The sequence below is a fragment of the Vibrio sp. SS-MA-C1-2 genome (genome assembly GCF_021513135.1).
Classification (GTDB): domain Bacteria; phylum Pseudomonadota; class Gammaproteobacteria; order Enterobacterales; family Vibrionaceae.
Window position 1 is genome coordinate 874,944 of record NZ_CP090981.1, and the last position, 17,914, is coordinate 892,857.

15 protein-coding genes and 1 pseudogene are annotated in these 17,914 nt (G+C 40.9%); 2 read left to right on the forward strand and 14 right to left on the reverse strand.

Annotated features, from left to right (window positions below; translation table 11 throughout):
* Window positions 1-47 precede the first annotated feature (47 nt).
* Window positions 48-2,375: an LPS assembly protein LptD gene (lptD, locus tag L0B53_RS08705; protein WP_235061687.1), complete on the reverse strand. Its 2,328-nt coding sequence runs from the start codon at window positions 2,373-2,375 to the stop codon at window positions 48-50.
* A 169-nt stretch (window positions 2,376-2,544) separates the two neighbouring features.
* Here lptD and djlA point away from each other — a divergent pair, with 169 nt between their 5' ends.
* Window positions 2,545-3,363, forward strand: coding sequence for a co-chaperone DjlA (gene djlA / locus L0B53_RS08710; RefSeq protein ID WP_235061688.1), 819 nt, complete (start codon window positions 2,545-2,547; stop codon window positions 3,361-3,363).
* Between the two features lie 268 nt (window positions 3,364-3,631).
* Here the strand turns inward: djlA and rluA are convergent, their stop codons facing one another.
* The 3 genes and pseudogenes from rluA to yjgA form a co-directional block, all read right to left on the reverse strand.
* The gene (gene rluA, locus L0B53_RS08715; protein WP_235061689.1) at window positions 3,632-4,420 is read right to left on the reverse strand and encodes a bifunctional tRNA pseudouridine(32) synthase/23S rRNA pseudouridine(746) synthase RluA; all 789 of its coding nucleotides are present in this window, start codon (window positions 4,418-4,420) and stop codon (window positions 3,632-3,634) included.
* Between the two features lie 107 nt (window positions 4,421-4,527).
* Window positions 4,528-7,445: pseudogene (rapA, locus tag L0B53_RS08720) on the reverse strand (RNA polymerase-associated protein RapA).
* A gap of 334 nt (window positions 7,446-7,779) precedes the next feature.
* Entirely contained in the window at window positions 7,780-8,304 is a 525-nt protein-coding gene (yjgA, locus tag L0B53_RS08725; protein ID WP_235061690.1) for a ribosome biogenesis factor YjgA, read from the reverse strand.
* Window positions 8,305-8,435: 131 nt separating this feature from the next.
* Between yjgA and pmbA the strand changes: the two genes are divergently transcribed.
* Entirely contained in the window at window positions 8,436-9,779 is a 1,344-nt protein-coding gene (gene pmbA / locus L0B53_RS08730; RefSeq protein ID WP_235061691.1) for a metalloprotease PmbA, read from the forward strand.
* A 127-nt stretch (window positions 9,780-9,906) separates the two neighbouring features.
* Here pmbA and mgtE read toward each other — a convergent pair whose 3' ends face one another.
* The 10 genes from mgtE to L0B53_RS08780 form a co-directional block, all read right to left on the reverse strand.
* Window positions 9,907-11,262: a magnesium transporter gene (gene mgtE, locus L0B53_RS08735; RefSeq protein ID WP_235061692.1), complete on the reverse strand. Its 1,356-nt coding sequence runs from the start codon at window positions 11,260-11,262 to the stop codon at window positions 9,907-9,909.
* A 97-nt stretch (window positions 11,263-11,359) separates the two neighbouring features.
* On the reverse strand, window positions 11,360-12,208 hold the full coding sequence (gene rapZ / locus L0B53_RS08740; protein ID WP_235061693.1) for an RNase adapter RapZ: 849 nt from the start codon (window positions 12,206-12,208) through the stop codon (window positions 11,360-11,362).
* 21 nt (window positions 12,209-12,229) lie between these two features.
* Window positions 12,230-12,697, reverse strand: a complete 468-nt coding sequence (ptsN, locus tag L0B53_RS08745) for a PTS IIA-like nitrogen regulatory protein PtsN (RefSeq protein WP_235061694.1) — start codon at window positions 12,695-12,697, stop codon at window positions 12,230-12,232.
* A 2-nt stretch (window positions 12,698-12,699) separates the two neighbouring features.
* On the reverse strand, window positions 12,700-12,987 hold the full coding sequence (hpf, locus tag L0B53_RS08750; RefSeq protein WP_235061695.1) for a ribosome hibernation promoting factor: 288 nt from the start codon (window positions 12,985-12,987) through the stop codon (window positions 12,700-12,702).
* Window positions 12,988-13,016: 29 nt separating this feature from the next.
* Window positions 13,017-14,504, reverse strand: coding sequence for an RNA polymerase factor sigma-54 (locus tag L0B53_RS08755; RefSeq protein ID WP_235061696.1), 1,488 nt, complete (start codon window positions 14,502-14,504; stop codon window positions 13,017-13,019).
* Between the two features lie 48 nt (window positions 14,505-14,552).
* Window positions 14,553-15,278, reverse strand: a complete 726-nt coding sequence (gene lptB / locus L0B53_RS08760) for an LPS export ABC transporter ATP-binding protein (RefSeq protein ID WP_235061697.1) — start codon at window positions 15,276-15,278, stop codon at window positions 14,553-14,555.
* Complete coding sequence (gene lptA / locus L0B53_RS08765) at window positions 15,278-15,850, reverse strand: lipopolysaccharide transport periplasmic protein LptA (protein WP_235061698.1); 573 nt, start codon at window positions 15,848-15,850, stop codon at window positions 15,278-15,280. The genes lptB and lptA overlap by 1 nt, the downstream gene beginning before the upstream one ends.
* Window positions 15,831-16,391 carry an LPS export ABC transporter periplasmic protein LptC gene (gene lptC / locus L0B53_RS08770; protein ID WP_235061699.1) on the reverse strand — a complete coding sequence of 187 codons (561 nt, stop codon included), beginning with the start codon at window positions 16,389-16,391 and terminating at the stop codon, window positions 15,831-15,833. The genes lptA and lptC overlap by 20 nt, the downstream gene beginning before the upstream one ends.
* Window positions 16,388-16,942 carry a 3-deoxy-manno-octulosonate-8-phosphatase KdsC gene (kdsC, locus tag L0B53_RS08775; protein ID WP_235061700.1) on the reverse strand — a complete coding sequence of 185 codons (555 nt, stop codon included), beginning with the start codon at window positions 16,940-16,942 and terminating at the stop codon, window positions 16,388-16,390. Before kdsC ends, lptC begins: the two co-directional genes overlap by 4 nt.
* Window positions 16,942-17,913, reverse strand: a complete 972-nt coding sequence (locus L0B53_RS08780; RefSeq protein WP_235061701.1) for a KpsF/GutQ family sugar-phosphate isomerase — start codon at window positions 17,911-17,913, stop codon at window positions 16,942-16,944. Before L0B53_RS08780 ends, kdsC begins: the two co-directional genes overlap by 1 nt.
* Window position 17,914: the final 1 nt, after the last annotated feature.

A 17,914-nucleotide genomic window follows, 5' to 3' on the forward strand; every position in this document is an offset into this window, starting at 1 on the left:
TTTATGATTGACCACAGAAAAGCGACTTTATCACATTTTGCTTTAAATTATTTATTGAGATCAAAAGGACTCGTGTAATCAATTGAGCTATCACTGTCTTCCACTGTAAATTCTGGCTTATCACTAAAGCCCAGTAGAGAGAAAGAGAAGGTAACATTATTATCGTAATCTTCTGATTCTGTGTTGATATCATCACGATTGATAATATTACGGTTAAAGTTAATACCAAAGGCCCAACAATCAACAGCGTAATGCATGCCAATATAGCTCTCTAGCATAATGTTTTCTGTTAAATCTTGGTAGTAACCCGCAGAAAGATTGACTTTTTTCGTAAGTGAGAATTGAGTGATTAAACCTAATTGTGAAATCCCATCATTGGTGATGGTATTTTCATTATCATCTAAGTCAATGGTTTGCTCGATATAATCTTTTGATACATAGCGATAGTTTAATTGAACGAAACTATGATTTTGTCGGTACTCAACGGCACTGTTGGCTTGCTGCATTTTATTGGTATTGGAATCATATTGCATTCCGCCATAAAAGTAGAGCCAATCTTGATAGTTGAATTCTGAGTTTAATGCCCACGCAGAGTAGTGGGAGCCAGTATTAACTGATGTATTGTCATCATTGGCCGGATCGATATAGAAAATTTGACCAAACGAGAGATTAAATCGTTCACGGTACGCATCATCAAGAAAACGAGTAGTGGCACCAAGGGTAAATTGATTAGCCGCAGAAATATAATCGACACTGCTGTACTTTTGGTCTCTGAATAACCCGTAGTAATCACTTTCCATTAAGGTTGTATCATAACCGCCACCACTGTAATTAAATGGTTGATAAACATCGGACTGATCTCGGTCTGGCACATATAAATATTGCACTCTTGGTTCTAATGTTTGAGTGTAATCATTATTGAAGACGTTGGTATCACGCTCAAGCTCTAACCCTGCATTCCATTTAATACTTGGAATGGCACGAGAAACGGTACTTTTTAAGCTTGCATTACCATTATAATCTAATACATTATCAATATTATCTTGATTGTAGTAACTATAATAGACCTTGGCTTCAGTGGTCATATTCCACCAAGTTGAAGCAATAGGTAACGTTAAGGTTGGCTCTAAATGAACACGTTGTGCTGTTGGTTTATTATCTGCATCGGTATCAAAATTACTGAAACTGGTTGGGATTTTAAAATCTAAACTATAAGGCAATGAAGCGTAATAGGTGTAATTTAACTGAGGTAGCAATTTATACGGTTCTGTATCGCTATCAAGAGTTTGGAAGCTTCTCACTCGAATACTTGAGTTCCAGTTGGTGTCTTTATAAGCCAAAGAGGCTTCTTGAGTTAATTGGTTATCTTCACGATCACCAACATTAGAGCTTAAATCCCCGAAATAATTACGATCACTCACCTTGCTATAGTTGGCATCTAAGTACCAATGATCATGATAGCGGCCTGTATGTGACCAGTTAAATGCCCAACGGCTATCTAGGTCTTGATGTGCATCATCAGTGCCAAGGTACTCGTACTCTAATTGACCGGTGCCTGTTGTATTGAGGTAACGGAAAAGAGTGTTAAGTTGAAGGCCACGATTTGACATATATTTTGGCGTAATGGTCATATCGTAGTTAGGGGCGATATTCCAATAGAATGGGGTTTCTATTTCAAAACCATCTCGGGAGCTGAGTCCAATTGCCGGGTAAAGGAAACCGGTTAAGCGCGCATCATCAACAGGAAGACGTAACCACGGTGCATACATAATCGGTACATCAAAGACTTCAAACTTTGCATTATAAAAGTTAGCAAAATGGCTATCCATATCGTGGGTAATCTTGGTGGCAGTAAAGCGCCAACTTTTATCCTCAGCTGGGCAGGTAGTAAAGGTACCATCTTGTAGGCGATAGATTGATTTACCATCTTGATAAACTTTATAAGCTTCCCCTCGACCTGCTTGACAAGTAAGTTGATAATCAACGTTAGTGGCTTCGCTGGTGTGGGTATCTAAGTTTGACACCACCTTATCACTGAAGATCTCCATGGTTGGATCTTGCAGATTGACATTCCCTTCGGCAACCACTTGGTTAGTTCCAGGTGTCATGGTGGCTTTATCAGCAGAAAGTTTGCGATCGCCTTGAGTGATAACTACATTACCCTGATAAACTGCTTTCTTATTATCAATGGCTTTTGCGCTATCAGAAACAACTTTAATAGGTTGATTATTTCCGTCTTTTACGCGATCGTTAGGGGCAATGCAGACCGCAGTGAAATTAGGTTTCTTCTCAGTAGATATTTCATCTGCTTGAGCGGGACCGTATAATGATAAAGTGATTAATGTCGCAAGCAGTGAGCGTGATGGGAAGTTCATCGATTATATTTGTCCTATTAGATACTGAATATTAAGCTGTGAGGCCTGAATTTAGTAAGTATTCCCTGTTATTCTTATTATAATAATGCAATTTTGAGTGACTCGCACTATTTTAGGCGAGAGTAATTAAGATAAAGTTACCAATAAATTCAATACGAGAGAGTTATATATGCAAATTTGGGGCAAAATTATAGGTGCATTTTTTGGGATGCTAATGGGAGGTCCTTTTGGCCTATTATTAGGACTCTTTCTTGGGCATCAATTTGACAAAGCAAAAAGACGACTTTATTTTGGTCAAGGTAGAGGTGATCAACAAGCACGTCAATCGGCATTCTTTACTGCAACATTCGCCGTTATGGGACATGTAGCCAAAGCCAAAGGCCATGTCACACAAGATGAAATTCGAGTTGCTAGTACGATTATGGATCGAATGCGCCTGCAAGGAGAGTCAAGACAGCAGGCACAAGAAGCTTTTCGTGAAGGAAAAAGTGACGACTTCCCACTTGAAGAGATGCTAGAGAAGGTTCGGTTTGCCAGTGCTGGACGAATTGATCTTCTGCAATTCTTCTTAGAGGTTCAAATTCAAGCGGCTTTTGCTGATGGTGATTTACATCCATCAGAACGTCAAATTCTGCATACTATTGCACGTAAACTTGGGTTCTCTGAGCAACAATTAGAACAGCGTTTACAGATGCAAGAAGCAGCTTTTCGTTTTCAACAAGGTGGTGGTTCATACCAAGGCGGAGGCAATTGGCAGCAAGCTCCAACTCAAAATCAATTAGCGGATGCTTATACTGTGTTGGGGATTGAGGAGTCAGCGTCGAATCAGGAAGTAAAGCGTGCTTATCGTAAATTAATGAATGAGCATCATCCCGATAAATTGGTCGCCAAAGGTTTACCGCCAGAGATGATGGAAGTAGCAAAAGAGAAAGCACAAGAAATCCAAGCTGCTTATGAATTAATCCGCAAAGAAAAAGGATTTAAATAATCCCAATCGGTATTATGGATTGAATCTAACTCTCTGAATTACAGCTCCGTGTTCTTTATGATTATCAATAACACGGAGCTTTTTTATATCCTTCATACCTGACGCTGCTAGGTTATTAGTTACGTTTATTCACTCCAATCATATATACCCTTCTTACTTGAAGTTGCTAGGTTGTTGGCTACACTCGTTCGCCCCAATCATATAGAATACCTATACTCATGGGGCCTCATTCGCTTGCCGCCTACTAGCAACGCCAATTAATTTAGATTTATATCTGTTTCTTTAATTCTCGAATCTTTGCTTTTCTTGCTTCTTTTGCTGTGAGCCTTTTTTCTCTCTTTTCTTTAACATACATCGGCGGTAACTTGCTCAAATCCAGTGTTTGCTGTGGCGCATTAAGATAAAAATCACAAGGCGCGAAAAGGTGCAAAGGCTTCTCTGTTGTAGGATGTAAAATACAAAGCTCTGCCGCATGGAGTTGCAATCTGTCTGATAGCGCCTCAGCCTCATCATGCGCATAAAACTCATCACCTAGAATAGGATGACCTAGAGACATCATATGGACTCTTAGCTGGTGGGAGCGTCCAGTAACAGGAAGAAGTTTTACAATACTGTTGTTACCTTCTTGTTTGACGAATTGATAACGGGTTTGAGAAGGTTTTCCATCTTCAAAGCAGACCTTTTGTCGAGGACGATTTGGCCAGTCACAGATCAAAGGAAGATCGATTAATCCCTCTTTGGCCTCTAATTCTCCCCACACTTTTGCGTAATAGAGCTTCGTCGGTATTCGTTGTTCAAACTGGATTTTGAGGTGGCGCTCGGCTTGTTTATGGAGTGCTAATATCATTAAACCTGATGTCGCCATATCAAGACGATGAACCACCTGACAATCAGGGTATTGTTCACGAACTCGATTCCAACAACTGTCGCTATGGGCAGGATCTCGACCGGGAACAGAAAGAAGTCCTGCAGGTTTATTAATTGCGATAATATCCTGATCACAGTAGAGAATATCTAACCATGGATTGGTAGGAGGGGCGTAGTGATCGATTGCCATAATATCAATTCTTTCACGGTTTATTAATGAAAAAGGTGGCATGAATCATATTCATACCACCTGGACTATTTTGTTATATCTACGGTTATTGTGAGACTAACCGGTATTTAATTATGACTAACAACAATAACACGCAGTGAATCTAAGCGGATGCTAGCTTGAGCGATATAGCCCGATAGCGTCGCAATCTGCTCTTCAATTTGCGTTAATTCATCATCACGAATATTCGGGTTCACCGCTTTCAGTGCTTGTAAGCGATCAAGTTCAGCACCTAAGACTTTATTCATATTCTCTTGAGCTGCCGTAATAACTTCTTGATGTGCACCATCAACACTATTATTTGCCTTAGTAATCAAAGCATGAATTTGTGGTTGAATAGAGTTAACTAACTTACTGCCTAAGTGACGATTAACAGGGCTCAATTGACGATGGAAACTTTCAAATTCAACCTGCTCTGCCAAATTATTGCCATTACTATCAAGCATTAGACGAATTGGTGTTGCCGGTAAGAATTGAGTAATACCACTATTTTTTGGTGCCTGAGCTTCAATGACATAGACTAACTCTAAGAAGAGCGTCCCAACAGGTAGGGCTTTATTCTTAAGTAGAGAAATAGAAGCAATACCCACGCCTTCACTTAATAGCAGATCAATCCCCCTTGGATCATTGGATGCTCCCAGCTCATAAAATGAAGATCTTCACGAGAAAGAGCCGTTGGACGATCAAAGGTAACGGTTCCACCATCAGCAGGCAAGCCCGGATAACTCGGCACCATCATGTGTTCTGATGGAGTAATGGTAATTGCATTGTCACCACGATCATCTTGGTTTAATCCAATGACATCAAATAAGCTAATGGCAAAGCTCACCAGATCGGTATCACCATCTTGCGCTTCAATCTCTGCCGCCAGTTTTTTTGCTTTCTCGCCACCATTGGAGTGCATTTCTAGTAGACGATCTCGTCCTTGTTCCAACTGTGCTTTTAGCTTCTGGTTCTGCTCATTACTCTCTTCAATCAATAGTTCGAGTAGAGCGAGGTCAGGTTCTTGTGAGGCTAATAAGCTAAATAGACGAGACTCAATCTGATCATAAATCGCACGACCTGTTGGGCATGTCTCTTCAAATGCTTGCAGACCACGGTCAAACCACGTTGCTAATAAGGCTTGAGCACTGCCTTCAATATGCGGAATATGGATTTCAATATCACGCTCTTGACCAATACGATCTAAACGACCAATACGTTGTTCAAGTAAGTCTGGATTGATCGGCAGATCAAACATCACTAGTTGGTTAGCAAACTGGAAGTTACGTCCTTCTGAACCAATCTCTGAACAGAGCAATACTTGTGCCCCTGCTTCAGGTTCTGCAAAGTAAGCCGCTGCTTTATCACGTTCAATGATCGACATGTTTTCGTGGAATACGGTGCCACGAATACCTTCACGCTCACGTAATGCTTGCTCTAATTGTAGGGCTGTTTCTGCTTTGGCTGAGATAACCAAGACTTTTTCGTGACGATTAGCTTTTAAGAATTCGATTAACCACTCAACACGAGGATCAAAGTTCCACCACGTCGCTTTTTCATCTTCATAAAGTTGGAAAAGCTCTTCTGGATAGAGAAGTTGCATCGCTTTTTGCTGCTCATCAAGGCGCTTATTCATCATGTTGGCAACACGAAGTGCGGTTTGATATTGTGAAGGCATCGGTAATGGGTACATATTTAGGTGGCGTTGTGGAAAACCTTTTACGCCGCCACGGGTATTTCTAAAGAGAATACGGCCTGTACCATGGCGATCCATTAAATTAGAGACTAGCTCTTCACGAGCATTTTGTTTATCTTCGGTATGGCTATTTTCCGCATTAATAATACGAAGCAGCGGTTCAACATCTTGTTCTGAAAGAAGTTCTGAAATACTGTTGCTTGCCGTACTAGAAAGGCTTTTTTCTGATAATAGCTCACTGACAGCGTCAGCGACGGGTTGATATTGTTGTTCTTCATCAACAAAAGCTTGATAGTCGTAGAAACGGTCAGGATCAAGCAGGCGCAGACGAGCAAAGTGACTTTGATGACCTAACTGCTCTGGTGTTGCGGTAAGTAATAATACCCCAGGAACTTCTTCTGCAAGCGCTTCAATCACCTGATATTCACGGCTTGGTTTCTCTTCATCCCAAACTAAATGATGTGCTTCATCGACCACAAGAAGATCCCAATCGGCCTCTAATACTTGTTCAAAACGACGACGACTCTTACGTACAAAATTCAGAGAACAAAGCACCAGTTGTGCAGTATCAAATGGGTTTTCAGCATCCGCGTAAGCTTCGATACAGCGCTCTTCATCAAAGATAGAAAAATGAAGGTTAAAGCGACGCATCATCTCAACTAACCATTGATGCTGTAGTGTCTCAGGAACAAGAATTAAAACACGTTGAGCACGACCAGACAGAACTTGTTGGTGGATGATCATCCCTGCTTCAATGGTTTTACCTAAGCCAACTTCATCTGCAAGCAGTACACGAGGTGCATGACGACGACCCACTTCTTTTGCAATATAGAGTTGATGAGGGATCAGACTGGCGCGAACACCGGTTAAACCACGTAATGGATTTTGGTGTTGCTGCAGTTGTTTGTTTAATGCACGATAACGAAGAGCAAATCGATCCATTCTTTCGATTTGACCAGCAAACAGCTTATCTTGCGGTTTATTGAAGCGAAGTTGATTATTGAGGAGTATTTCTCGTAGCGATACATTCTCTTCACCGGTGTCTAAACGAGTACCGACGTAAGTGAAAACGCCTTGCGACTCTTGAATCTCTTCAATGGCAAGTTTCCACCCTTCATGACTTTCTATTTCATCACCGACATTAAACATCACACGAGTAATGGGTGCATCACTTCTGGCATATAGACGATTCTCTTCACTTGCGGCAAAGAGGAGAGAGACGGTACGGTCGTCAAGTGCAACAACCGTCCCTAAACCTAAATCATTTTCAGTATCACTGATCCAACGTTGTCCCAATGCGAATGGCATCTATTTTAAACCTCTATCTTATCGTTGTATGGTTATAACCTTGATACTTGAAGCAACTAGGTGATTGGCAATGTTCATTGGCCAGCTAGTGACTCCAATTATTTGGGGTATATTTTTTAGTCTGAAAGCAGTGATAGTCATCGCTGATGGGTTACTACCACTTTAAAAAACTCGCCATCATACTGTTAATTATTGATAAATACAGTTATGTTTATGAAATTCAACGCCTATTGATGATAAAAGTATCAAAGGCGCTGCTTCACTTAGCTTAGTGCTGGAAAGTCGATTACGCAAAGGCGTCGGAAGCACCTTTGCGTTTCTCTGGTTTTCAGAGTTAAAAGTCGTCGCTTAACTCTTTTAGGTATTGGAAGATTTCTCGGTAAGCTCGTGGTGGCTTACTCATCTTTTTCTCTTTATTTGCTTGGCGTACCAATTGGCGGAACTTTTGACGATCCGCTTCTGGATGTCGGTCCATGACTTGGTTAATTGCACTATCGCCTTCTTCAATAATACGATCACGTAACTCTTCTAACTTATGCAAAGCTAATGTTGATTGTGAATGTTTATTGTTAAGTTTGTCTAAAGAAGCTTGGATCTCGTCAATATCGACATAGCGCATCATTTTACCAATAAACTGTAATTGACGACGTTTGGCTTCTGCTTTAAATCGCTGCGCATCCATAATAGCGGTGCGTAACGGATCATCTAACGTAATCTTTGCCAGTGCTGCAGGTTTTAGGTTGACAAGCTGTACTCCTAATTTTTGCAACTCTTCCATATCACGTTTCATTTCTGTTTTACTGACCCAGATGATTTCTTCTTCTTCATCCCAAGGGGCTTTTTGATTTTTTCTAGCCATATTTTTAAACACATTTTGAGGTGGAATACTCTTATTTTATCAGTTTCCACAATAATTGGGAGGATTGAAGAGTAAAAAAGGCTAAAGCAGTGTTATCCTTAGGTAATGTTTGACTAGAGATGAAGTTTTCTATGGATATAAAGCAACAAGTTGCTCAACAGCGTGTCGAATTAGAGGCCGCTGTTGCTAAAGCATTAGAGATGGCTGGGGCAAAAGCCGATGCTGCGGAAGTCGCTATCACCAAAACGACAGGCATTAGTATTTCCAGTCGTATGTGTGAAGTTGAGAATGTTGAGTTTAATAGCGATGGTGCATTAGGCATCACGGTTTATAACAATCAACAAAAAGGCAGTGCATCGACCTCAGATCTTAGTGCTGAAGCGATAAAACAGACAGTGGAAGCTGCTTTAGATATTGCTCGTTATACTTCTCCTGATCCTTTTTCTGGTCCAGCGCCCAAAGCATTAATGGCGACGGATATTCCTGATTTAGATCTATTCCATCCTAGCGAATTAAATCCAGATGCAGGCGCAGAGCTGGCGATTGCCGCTGAACGAGCTGCTTTAGATTTTGATCCAAGAATAAAACAGAGTGACGGTGCAAGTTTTGACAGCCATTACGGCGTTAAGGTGTACGGAAATAGTCATGGAATGCTAGCAAGCTTTGCTTCAAGTCGTCATAGCCTTAGTAGTTGTGTCATCGCAACAGGACAAGATGGCGTGATGGAGCGAGATTATAGTTATACTGTTTCTCGTCTTCCTGACCAACTTTGGACTCCTGAACGCGTCGGACAGCATGCAGCAGAACGAACGGTAAGCCGTATCGATGCCCAGCGCTTGTCGACCATGGAAGCGCCAGTGCTGTTTGCTGCTGACGTTGCGACTGGGTTATTCGGTCATTTAGTGATGGCAATTAGTGGTGCCAATATCTATCGAAAATCCTCGTTCTTATTAGATAAAGTGGGTGAGCAGGTATTACCATCATGGTTAAATATCAGTGAGCGTCCTCATATTCATCAAGCGATGGCGAGTACACCATTTGATAGCGAAGGTGTTTTCACTCAAGATCGTGAAATTATTACTGACGGTGTATTACAGAGCTATTTGATGACCACTTATGCTGCTCGTAAATTGTCATTAACGCCAACTGGGCATGCTGGTGGTATTCATAATTGGTTTGTCAAAGCCAATGGTGGGGATTTTGATGCGATGCTAAAACAGATGGGGCGTGGTCTACTTGTCACTGAAATGATGGGACAAGGGGTTAATATTGTCACTGGCGATTACTCTCGCGGTGCGGCGGGTTTCTGGGTTGAAAATGGCGAAATTCAATTCCCTGTCAGCGAAATTACTATCGCAGGTAATTTAAAAGATATGTTTAATAATATTGTTGCAATTGGTAGCGATGTTGAAACCAGAAGCCAAATTCAGACCGGTTCTATTTTGATTGAGTCGATGCAGATAGCTGGTGAATAAACGGGTATTGATACCGTCATCACTGTTATTTTAAAAAGAAAAAATTTAAAAAGAAAAACAAAAAGCCGCAGACTCTTTGCTATCAAGCGAAAAGATCTGCGGCTTTTTTATTTTATTCTAATGTGGATTACATAAAGATGGTCGCTAAACCAAGGAAGACCGAAAGTCCGACAACATCTGTCACCGTGGTTAATGCCATTCCGCCGGCCAATGCGGGATCGATATTGAGCCTCTTTAATACTAATGGGATTGATACGCCAGCAATACCCGCCATGATCAAGTTGGTGATCATCGCCGCAGCAATAATTAAGCTTAGTTCTATTTCGCCTTTCCAGAAGTAGACAATAGTACCAATGATTAATGCCCATAATAGACCATTTAACAGTCCAACGGCCGCTTCACGGTAGAGCAAAAATCGAGTATTGGTATCACCGATATGGCCAACGGCTAAACCTCGGATCATAATTGCGATTGTCTGATTACCTGCGACACCGCCCATGGATGGAACGATGGTCATTAATACCGCAATCGACGCCATTCGTTCTAGCGTTCCTTCGAACATATTTGAAACCGAGGCTGCGGCTAATGCAGCTAAAATATTGACACCTAACCAGATACTACGGCGACGTGCTGAGATAAAGACAGGAGCAAAAGTATCTTGCTCTTCATCCATCCCCGCCATGGTCATAATTGAGTGTTCACCATCTTCACGAATAATATCAACCACGTCATCGATAGTAATTCGTCCTACTAAGCGATTATTCTCATCAACGACGGGGGCTGAGACCCAATCTCGTCGTTCAAACAGGCTGGCGATATCATTATCTTTCATATCTGTCGGTATCGCTTCGTCAGCGGTTCCCATGATATCGGCAATCTGCTCGTCAGGCTGACTGGTTAATAGTGTTGCAAGTGAAATACAGCCAATAAGATACTCATTAGGATCGACAACATAGAGTGAATCTGTTGATTCAGGGATCTCACCTCGAATGCGAAGGTAGCGCAGTACGACGTCAACATCAATATCAGAGCGAATAGTGACAACATCTGTGCTCATCATACCGCCAGCGGTATCTTCTGGATATCCAAGAGCTGTTTCAATCTTATGACGCTCTTGATCATCTAATTGCGCAAGAATCTCTTGAGATTTACCATCTGGCAAGCTACGTAAAACGTAAGCAGCATCATCGGTGTCCATTCCCTCTGTTGCGGCAGCTAAGGTTTCCACATCCATTTTAGCGGCAATGCCATCTTTTACATCTTCGGCAAGTTCTTCAAGGATCTCGCCATAAAATTCAGGATCGGTTAATTGCCAAAGAACTTGACGTTCTTTCGGTGGCGAGGCTTCAAGAAGATCGGCGACATCTTCAGGTTCCATACTCTGAAGAAGGCGACGGACATGGACGAAACGACCATCATCGAGGGCTTGATTGACTTCTTGTAATGTTTGGTGAGTCTGATCTTGTTCTTTTAATTCAGCCATAGGCTAAGCCTTAAAAAAACTGCAATCAAGTGTGTTGATTGCAGTGGAATCTTTTAATTAAATTACAATCTTGAATGATTGCTAATCGTAAATGAGATTAACTGCTGATCTCTAGTGTTTTATGCCTTACTTGAACGCTTTGACCTGAATGACGGAAAAAATCTGCCAGTTGTTGGGCAACATAGACTGAGCGATGCTGTCCTCCAGTACAACCGATAGCGATAGTCAAGTAACTTCGATTATTGCGCTCTAAAGAGGGTAGCCAATTTTGAATAAAATACCGTAATTGATCGGTTAATTTATTCACTTCATCTTGGTGTGATAAAAAATCGATAACCGGTTGATCGAGTCCAGTTAATGGCTTTAGTTCCACTTGCCAATGTGGATTAGGTAAAAACCGAACATCAAAAACAAAATCAGCATCGGAGGGTAAGCCATGTTTAAAACCAAAGGACTCAAAAACCATCACTAGCTCACGCTCTTTTTTGCCTAGAACTCGTGCTCTGATGGTCTCACTAAGATCATGAATCGACTTTTTACTGGTATCGATGACTAAATCTGCTTGTGCTTTTATTGGCGACAGCAGAGATGATTCAAAGTGAATAGCTTGCTCTAATGTCATGTTCAAGCGAGTTAATGGATGCAGACGTCGAGTTTCACTGTAGCGTTTAATCAATACATCGTCAGTTGAGTCGAGAAAAATGATGGTTGAATCATCTTTGTTTGGTCGTTGCTCCAAGATCTCAGTTAAGATATTTTGATCTTCGGGCACATTTCGAGCATCAATACTAACTGCTATCGATTTTTCATCATCAAGTGTCTCAATGAGTTGAGGTAACATACTGATTGGTAAGTTATCAACGCAATAGTAGTTGAGATCTTCTAATACCCCAAGTGCTACACTCTTACCTGCACCTGAACGTCCACTTAATATCATTAATGCCATGGATGATCTTCCACCGTCATATTATTTACTGGCAACTTGAGGTTCCGCTTGAGTTATGATCTGATAAAGCTCTTGATCTGACTTAGCATAACGAAGTTGGCGATAAAGGTTTTTATCTGTTAATTTATCAGCAATATCGGAGAGAGTGACCAGATAATCTTTACACTGCTGTTCTGGCACAAAAAGTGCAAAAAGAAGATCAACAGGTCTGTTATCTACTGCATCAAACTCAATGGGTGTTTCGCACTGTAATAAAATGGCAATCGCATGATCACTGTGGTGAATTCGCCCCAGTGGCATTGCTATTCCTTTCCCTATACCGGTATTCCCCATTTTTTCGCGACTTAACATGGAGTCAAATAGCTTTTGTGGGTTCTGCTCCAACTTTTTAGCGGCGAGTTCGCTGATAATTTCTAATGCGCGTTTCTTGCTTGAGCATTGGACTGCTGACTTGGTGCAGTCCAAACTTAATATAGAGTTTAAATTCATGATTAATGACTATTCAGTTTTTCTTTATGTTTATTTAATTGGCGAACCAGTTTATCAATAAGTGTATCAATCGCGGTATACATATCTTCAGATTGTGATGATGCGTATATCTCTCCTGAACTGACATGCAGAATGGCTTCCGCTTGTTGAGTGTTCTTTTCTACTTTAAGAACAACGTGAACATTATTGATAGGGTCAAAAAAGCGTTCTAATTTTACAAATTTTTCTTCAACAAATTGACGAATTGATGAAGTAATTTCAACATGGTGTCCTGTTAAATTAATATTCATAGCGCTCTTTCCTTCTGGTTGCCCTTACGTTAAATAAGGCGTTTTCGCTGATTTGATGGCGCGATACCTAATGATTCTCTGTATTTTGCTATGGTTCTTCGTGCCACCTTAATATTTTGTTCGGTTAACAGAGCGACTATCTTACTATCACTGAGCGGTTTTGCACTATTTTCGGCTGCAATAAGTTTTTTGACTAAGGCTCTGATCACCGTAGATGAACATTCACCACCATCAGCTGTACTCACGTGACTTGAGAAAAAGTATTTTAACTCAAAGATGCCACGAGGTGTATGCATGTATTTATGAGTGGTGACTCGAGAGATCGTCGATTCATGCATTTCAACAATCGTCGCAATATCATTCAGTACCATTGGTTTCATTGCTTCTTCACCAAGTTCAAAAAAATCGACTTGATGTTCAACAATACAACGTGCAACTTTTAACAGTGTTTCGTTACGACTCTCTAAGCTTTTTATTAACCACTTTGCATCTTGTAAATTATTGCGAATAAACAATGAATCCTCACTGTTAGTGCAGCTTTTTCCTAATGCGGCGTATTGCTGATTAACCCGTAAACGTGGTGAACTATCAGGGTTTATCGTCACTTGCCATTCGCCTTGGTGTTTAAATACCGAAACGTCAGGAATAACATACTCCGTATCTGATGCAATGGGGCGATTTCCAGGCCTTGGATTAAGGTGATGGATTAACTCCATGACTGCTTTTAACTCAGGCTCTTTAAGTTTAGTGACACGCATTAATTGACGGAAATCTCGATTTGCCAGTAAATTTATGTGCTCTGTTAATATTAGCCTAGCACACTCAAGTCCATCTGTTGTCTCTGGGTAAGTGGCAAGTTGTAAAAGTAGACACTCTTGAAGATTTCGAGAGCCGACGCTGAGAGGGTCAAATTGTTGGATACGTTTTAATACCGCTTCAACTTCATCAATCGTTATGTCTGATAGCCCAACACTTTCTAAAATCTCATCCGTTGATACGGTTAAAAAGCCTTGTTCATCTATCGCTTCAATAATGGCGATGGCAATAGAGTTATCAATGGCACTAAACGGCGTGAGATTTAACTGCCAAATAAGGTAATCTTGTAAGCTTTCGGTTGTTTCGCCTTGGTAAACAGGAATATCTTCATTGGATGCAATACCAACACTGCCGGTATTGGCACTATAAAGATCATCCCATGTTGTATCGACAGGAAGCTCATTAGGCATTTCTGTTTGACTGATGGCAGACGTTACATCATATTGATCTTGCGTTAATTCTGGTATCTCAGAGTCGTTACTCTCTGCCGTTGATTGAATGCTTTCTATTGATTGAGTCGCTTCGGATGATTGTGACTCTTCACTATTGTCATCACGCTCTAGCAGTGGATTTTCCTCTAGGGCTTGCTGGATCTCTTGATTGAGTTCAAGAGTTGAAAGTTGTAATAGACGAATAGCTTGCTGTAACTGGGGAGTCATCGCAAGCTGTTGACCAACTTTTAATTGAAGAGATGGTTTCATACGTTACTTTACGCCTTGCTGTTTTCAGAGAAAGAGCCTTACTGTCTGTTATAGCCTAAACTCATCACCAAGATAAACACGTTTAACATGCTCGTCATTCAGTACGTCACTTGGCGAACCATGAGCAATCAAATGACCTTGACTAACTATGTAGGCATGTTCACAGACATCCAGTGTCTCTCTTACATTATGATCGGTAATTAATACCCCTAAACCTCTGTCTCGTAAGTGTTTAATGATTTTTTTAATATCTTTTACAGAGATAGGGTCAACACCTGCAAATGGTTCATCAAGAAGAATAAATTGAGGATTTGCAGCTAATGCGCGAGCGATCTCTACACGACGACGCTCACCCCCTGATAATGCCATACCTTGGCTATTACGAATGTGCTCAATGTTAAATTCTTCAAGTAATTCGTTTAATCTATCCGTTCTTTGTTCTTTTGTGAGATCTGGACGTGTTTGTAAGACGGCCATTAAGTTATCAAAGACACTTAAACGACGGAAAATAGAGGCTTCTTGTGGTAGATAGCCGATTCCCATACGAGCACGAGTATGCATAGGCTGAAGACTAATATCATTACCATCGATAGAGATAGTTCCCTCGTCTCGAGCAACTAAGCCAACAATCATATAAAAAGACGTTGTTTTACCTGCACCATTTGGCCCTAATAATCCAACAATTTCACCAGATTTTACTTCGATGCTCACATCAGAGACAACTTTTCTGCCCTTATAGCTTTTTGCTAAGTGTTCTGCTTTTAAGGTTGCCATTATTGATCTTCCGTCTGTGGTAATGGTTGTTCGGTAATTTGCTCTTTTGCTTGAGGTGTGATTTCTTTTGGTGTTTCTGTTTTCTTCGCGGGTGTTAAGATCGTAGTAACTCGTTCACCTTGTTTTTTGTCACCTTTGGCAACCAGTTCACGTTTATCGATACGATAACTGATTTTATCACCACTGATTTGACTATCTTCTTGGACCAATAGTGCCTTGGTAAACATTTCTAGCAGCTCTTCACTGACTTGGTAGCGTAACTTTTCAGCTTCTCCATGAATTAGCTTGCCATTATCTTGCTGTTGTTGGAAAGTCGCTGGATTACCAAAAGCTTCCATCACCTGTGCGCCAGCTTCTCCACTTGAACGAGTGACGACGACATGATCAGCCTTCATCAAAATTGAGCCTTGAGTTAATACCACATCACCAGTAAAGGTAACGGTATTGGATGCCATATCAAGTTTTTGAGTCGCAGAATCTATTTGAATTGGTTGCTCTGTATCGCCAGTTTTAGCCCATGTTGGTGCGCTAATCAGTGCGATAAGTAATAAACTATTTTTTAATATTTTCATATATCCCTCGGGTCTGATCCTTTAATTCTGCTTCATTCCTATCAAAGTTTCCTTGAATCGCATTGCCTGAACTAGAGAAGTTAACACCAGTAAATTTAATCGGTTGATCTGAACTGAAATCTTTACTTATAAGATCAACGACCAAGTAATCGGTGGTCATCAATTTTAATGGGCTATCGGGCAGAAGATTTCTTATTTTTACGTTGCCATTTAAAATCAATATCTGTTCTTTGGTTAAGGTTGCTCTATCCGAGGTAAGTACCCATTCTTTATCTGTGCCTAAACGGAATAGTGTCATTTCAGGTTGTTGAAATAGGGTATTACTGGCTGCCTCAAAGTATTCTAGCTTTTGCGCTTTGATTTGATAGTTGAGTAATCCTTTTAAGGTAAAACTATTATTGGTGATATCGTGACCAATCAGGGTAGGTTTTTCAGTATCAGGCTGCACTTGAATATCAGGTTGCAGGTGTTTTTCAGCCAGATAATAGCCAAGAAATCCACAAATAATAATTAGACAGAGGGTGAGCCTTTTTAAGGTCATATACTTAAACCTGCATGTTGTTCTAATTGGTTTCTTGATGCAAGAAGAAGATCGGTGACTTCACGAACTGCACCATAACCACCTTGAATCGTGGTGACAAAGTCTGCACGTTGAGCCAGAAGTGGGTGTCCATCTGCAACACAAATCGAGAGACCAACTTTCTCCATAACCGGCCAATCAATCAAGTCGTCACCAACGTAAGCGATATGCTCTGGTGCAATGTTGAGTTGGGATAACAGGTCTTGGTAGGCGTCGAGTTTTGTGTCTTGTCCTTGATAGATATGTTCGATACCTAATGCTGACATTCTATTCTCAACTATTTGAGATTTTCTACCCGTAATAATGGCAACGTCGATACCACATCCCATTGCTGATTTAATGCCGTAACCATCACGAGTATGGAACGTTTTTAGCTCTTCCCCTTGATTACCCATATAGATACGACCATCAGAAAAAACACCATCAACATCACAAATCAATAGTTTAATCTCTTGGGCTTTATGCCAAATATCTTGAGAGACCGGACCATAAAGAGTGTTTACTGTTGTCATTACATTACTCCTGCTTTCAGTAGATCATGCATGTTGATTGCTCCAACTAATGCTCCACCATCGACTAATAATAGGCCATTAATCTGTTTATCTTCCATGATCTTTAACCCTTCGGCGGCTAACTGATTGGGATTTGCCGTGGTTGGGTTGGCAGTCATAACATCAACAATCGGGGTAGTATGGATATCAAATTTGTTATCAAGCAGACGACGAAGATCACCATCGGTAAAGATGCCTGTCAGTTGCTGATGTTGATTGACAACCGCCGTCATACCTAACCCTTTTTGCGATATTTCAAAAAGGGCATCTTTTACTGTTGCCTCTTCTTTAACCATAGGAAGTGCATCACCACTGCGCATAATATCCACTAATTTTAGCAGCAATTTTCGACCTAAAGCGCCACCTGGATGAGATAGTGCAAAATCATTGGCAGTAAAGCCTCTCGCTTCTAAAAGTGCGATAGCCAATGCATCACCCATTACTAAAGTGGCAGTGGTGCTTGATGTTGGAGCTAATCCAAGTGGGCAAGCTTCTTGTGGCACACTAATTTGTAAGTTGACGATAGCATGCTGTGCCATGGTTGAATTTGGCTTTCCAGACATGGTGATCAGCGGAATGCCTAGGCGTTTAATTACTGGGATTAGCGCTAAGACTTCAGATGCTTCACCTGAATTTGAAATCGCAATCACAATATCATCAGGGGTGATCATCCCAAGATCGCCATGACTTGCTTCACCTGGATGAACAAAAAAACTACTCGTGCCAGTACTGGCTAGAGTCGCTGCAATTTTATTACCAATATGACCTGATTTGCCCATCCCCATGACGGCAACTTTACCTTTGCAGTTTAAGATCAGTTCACATGCTTTAGCAAAATCATCGTTAATATATTGCTCTATCTGTTTTAAAGCATCAATCTCAATTTTTAAAACATGCTTGCCATAAGTGCAAAAGTCGAAATCAGTATTCATA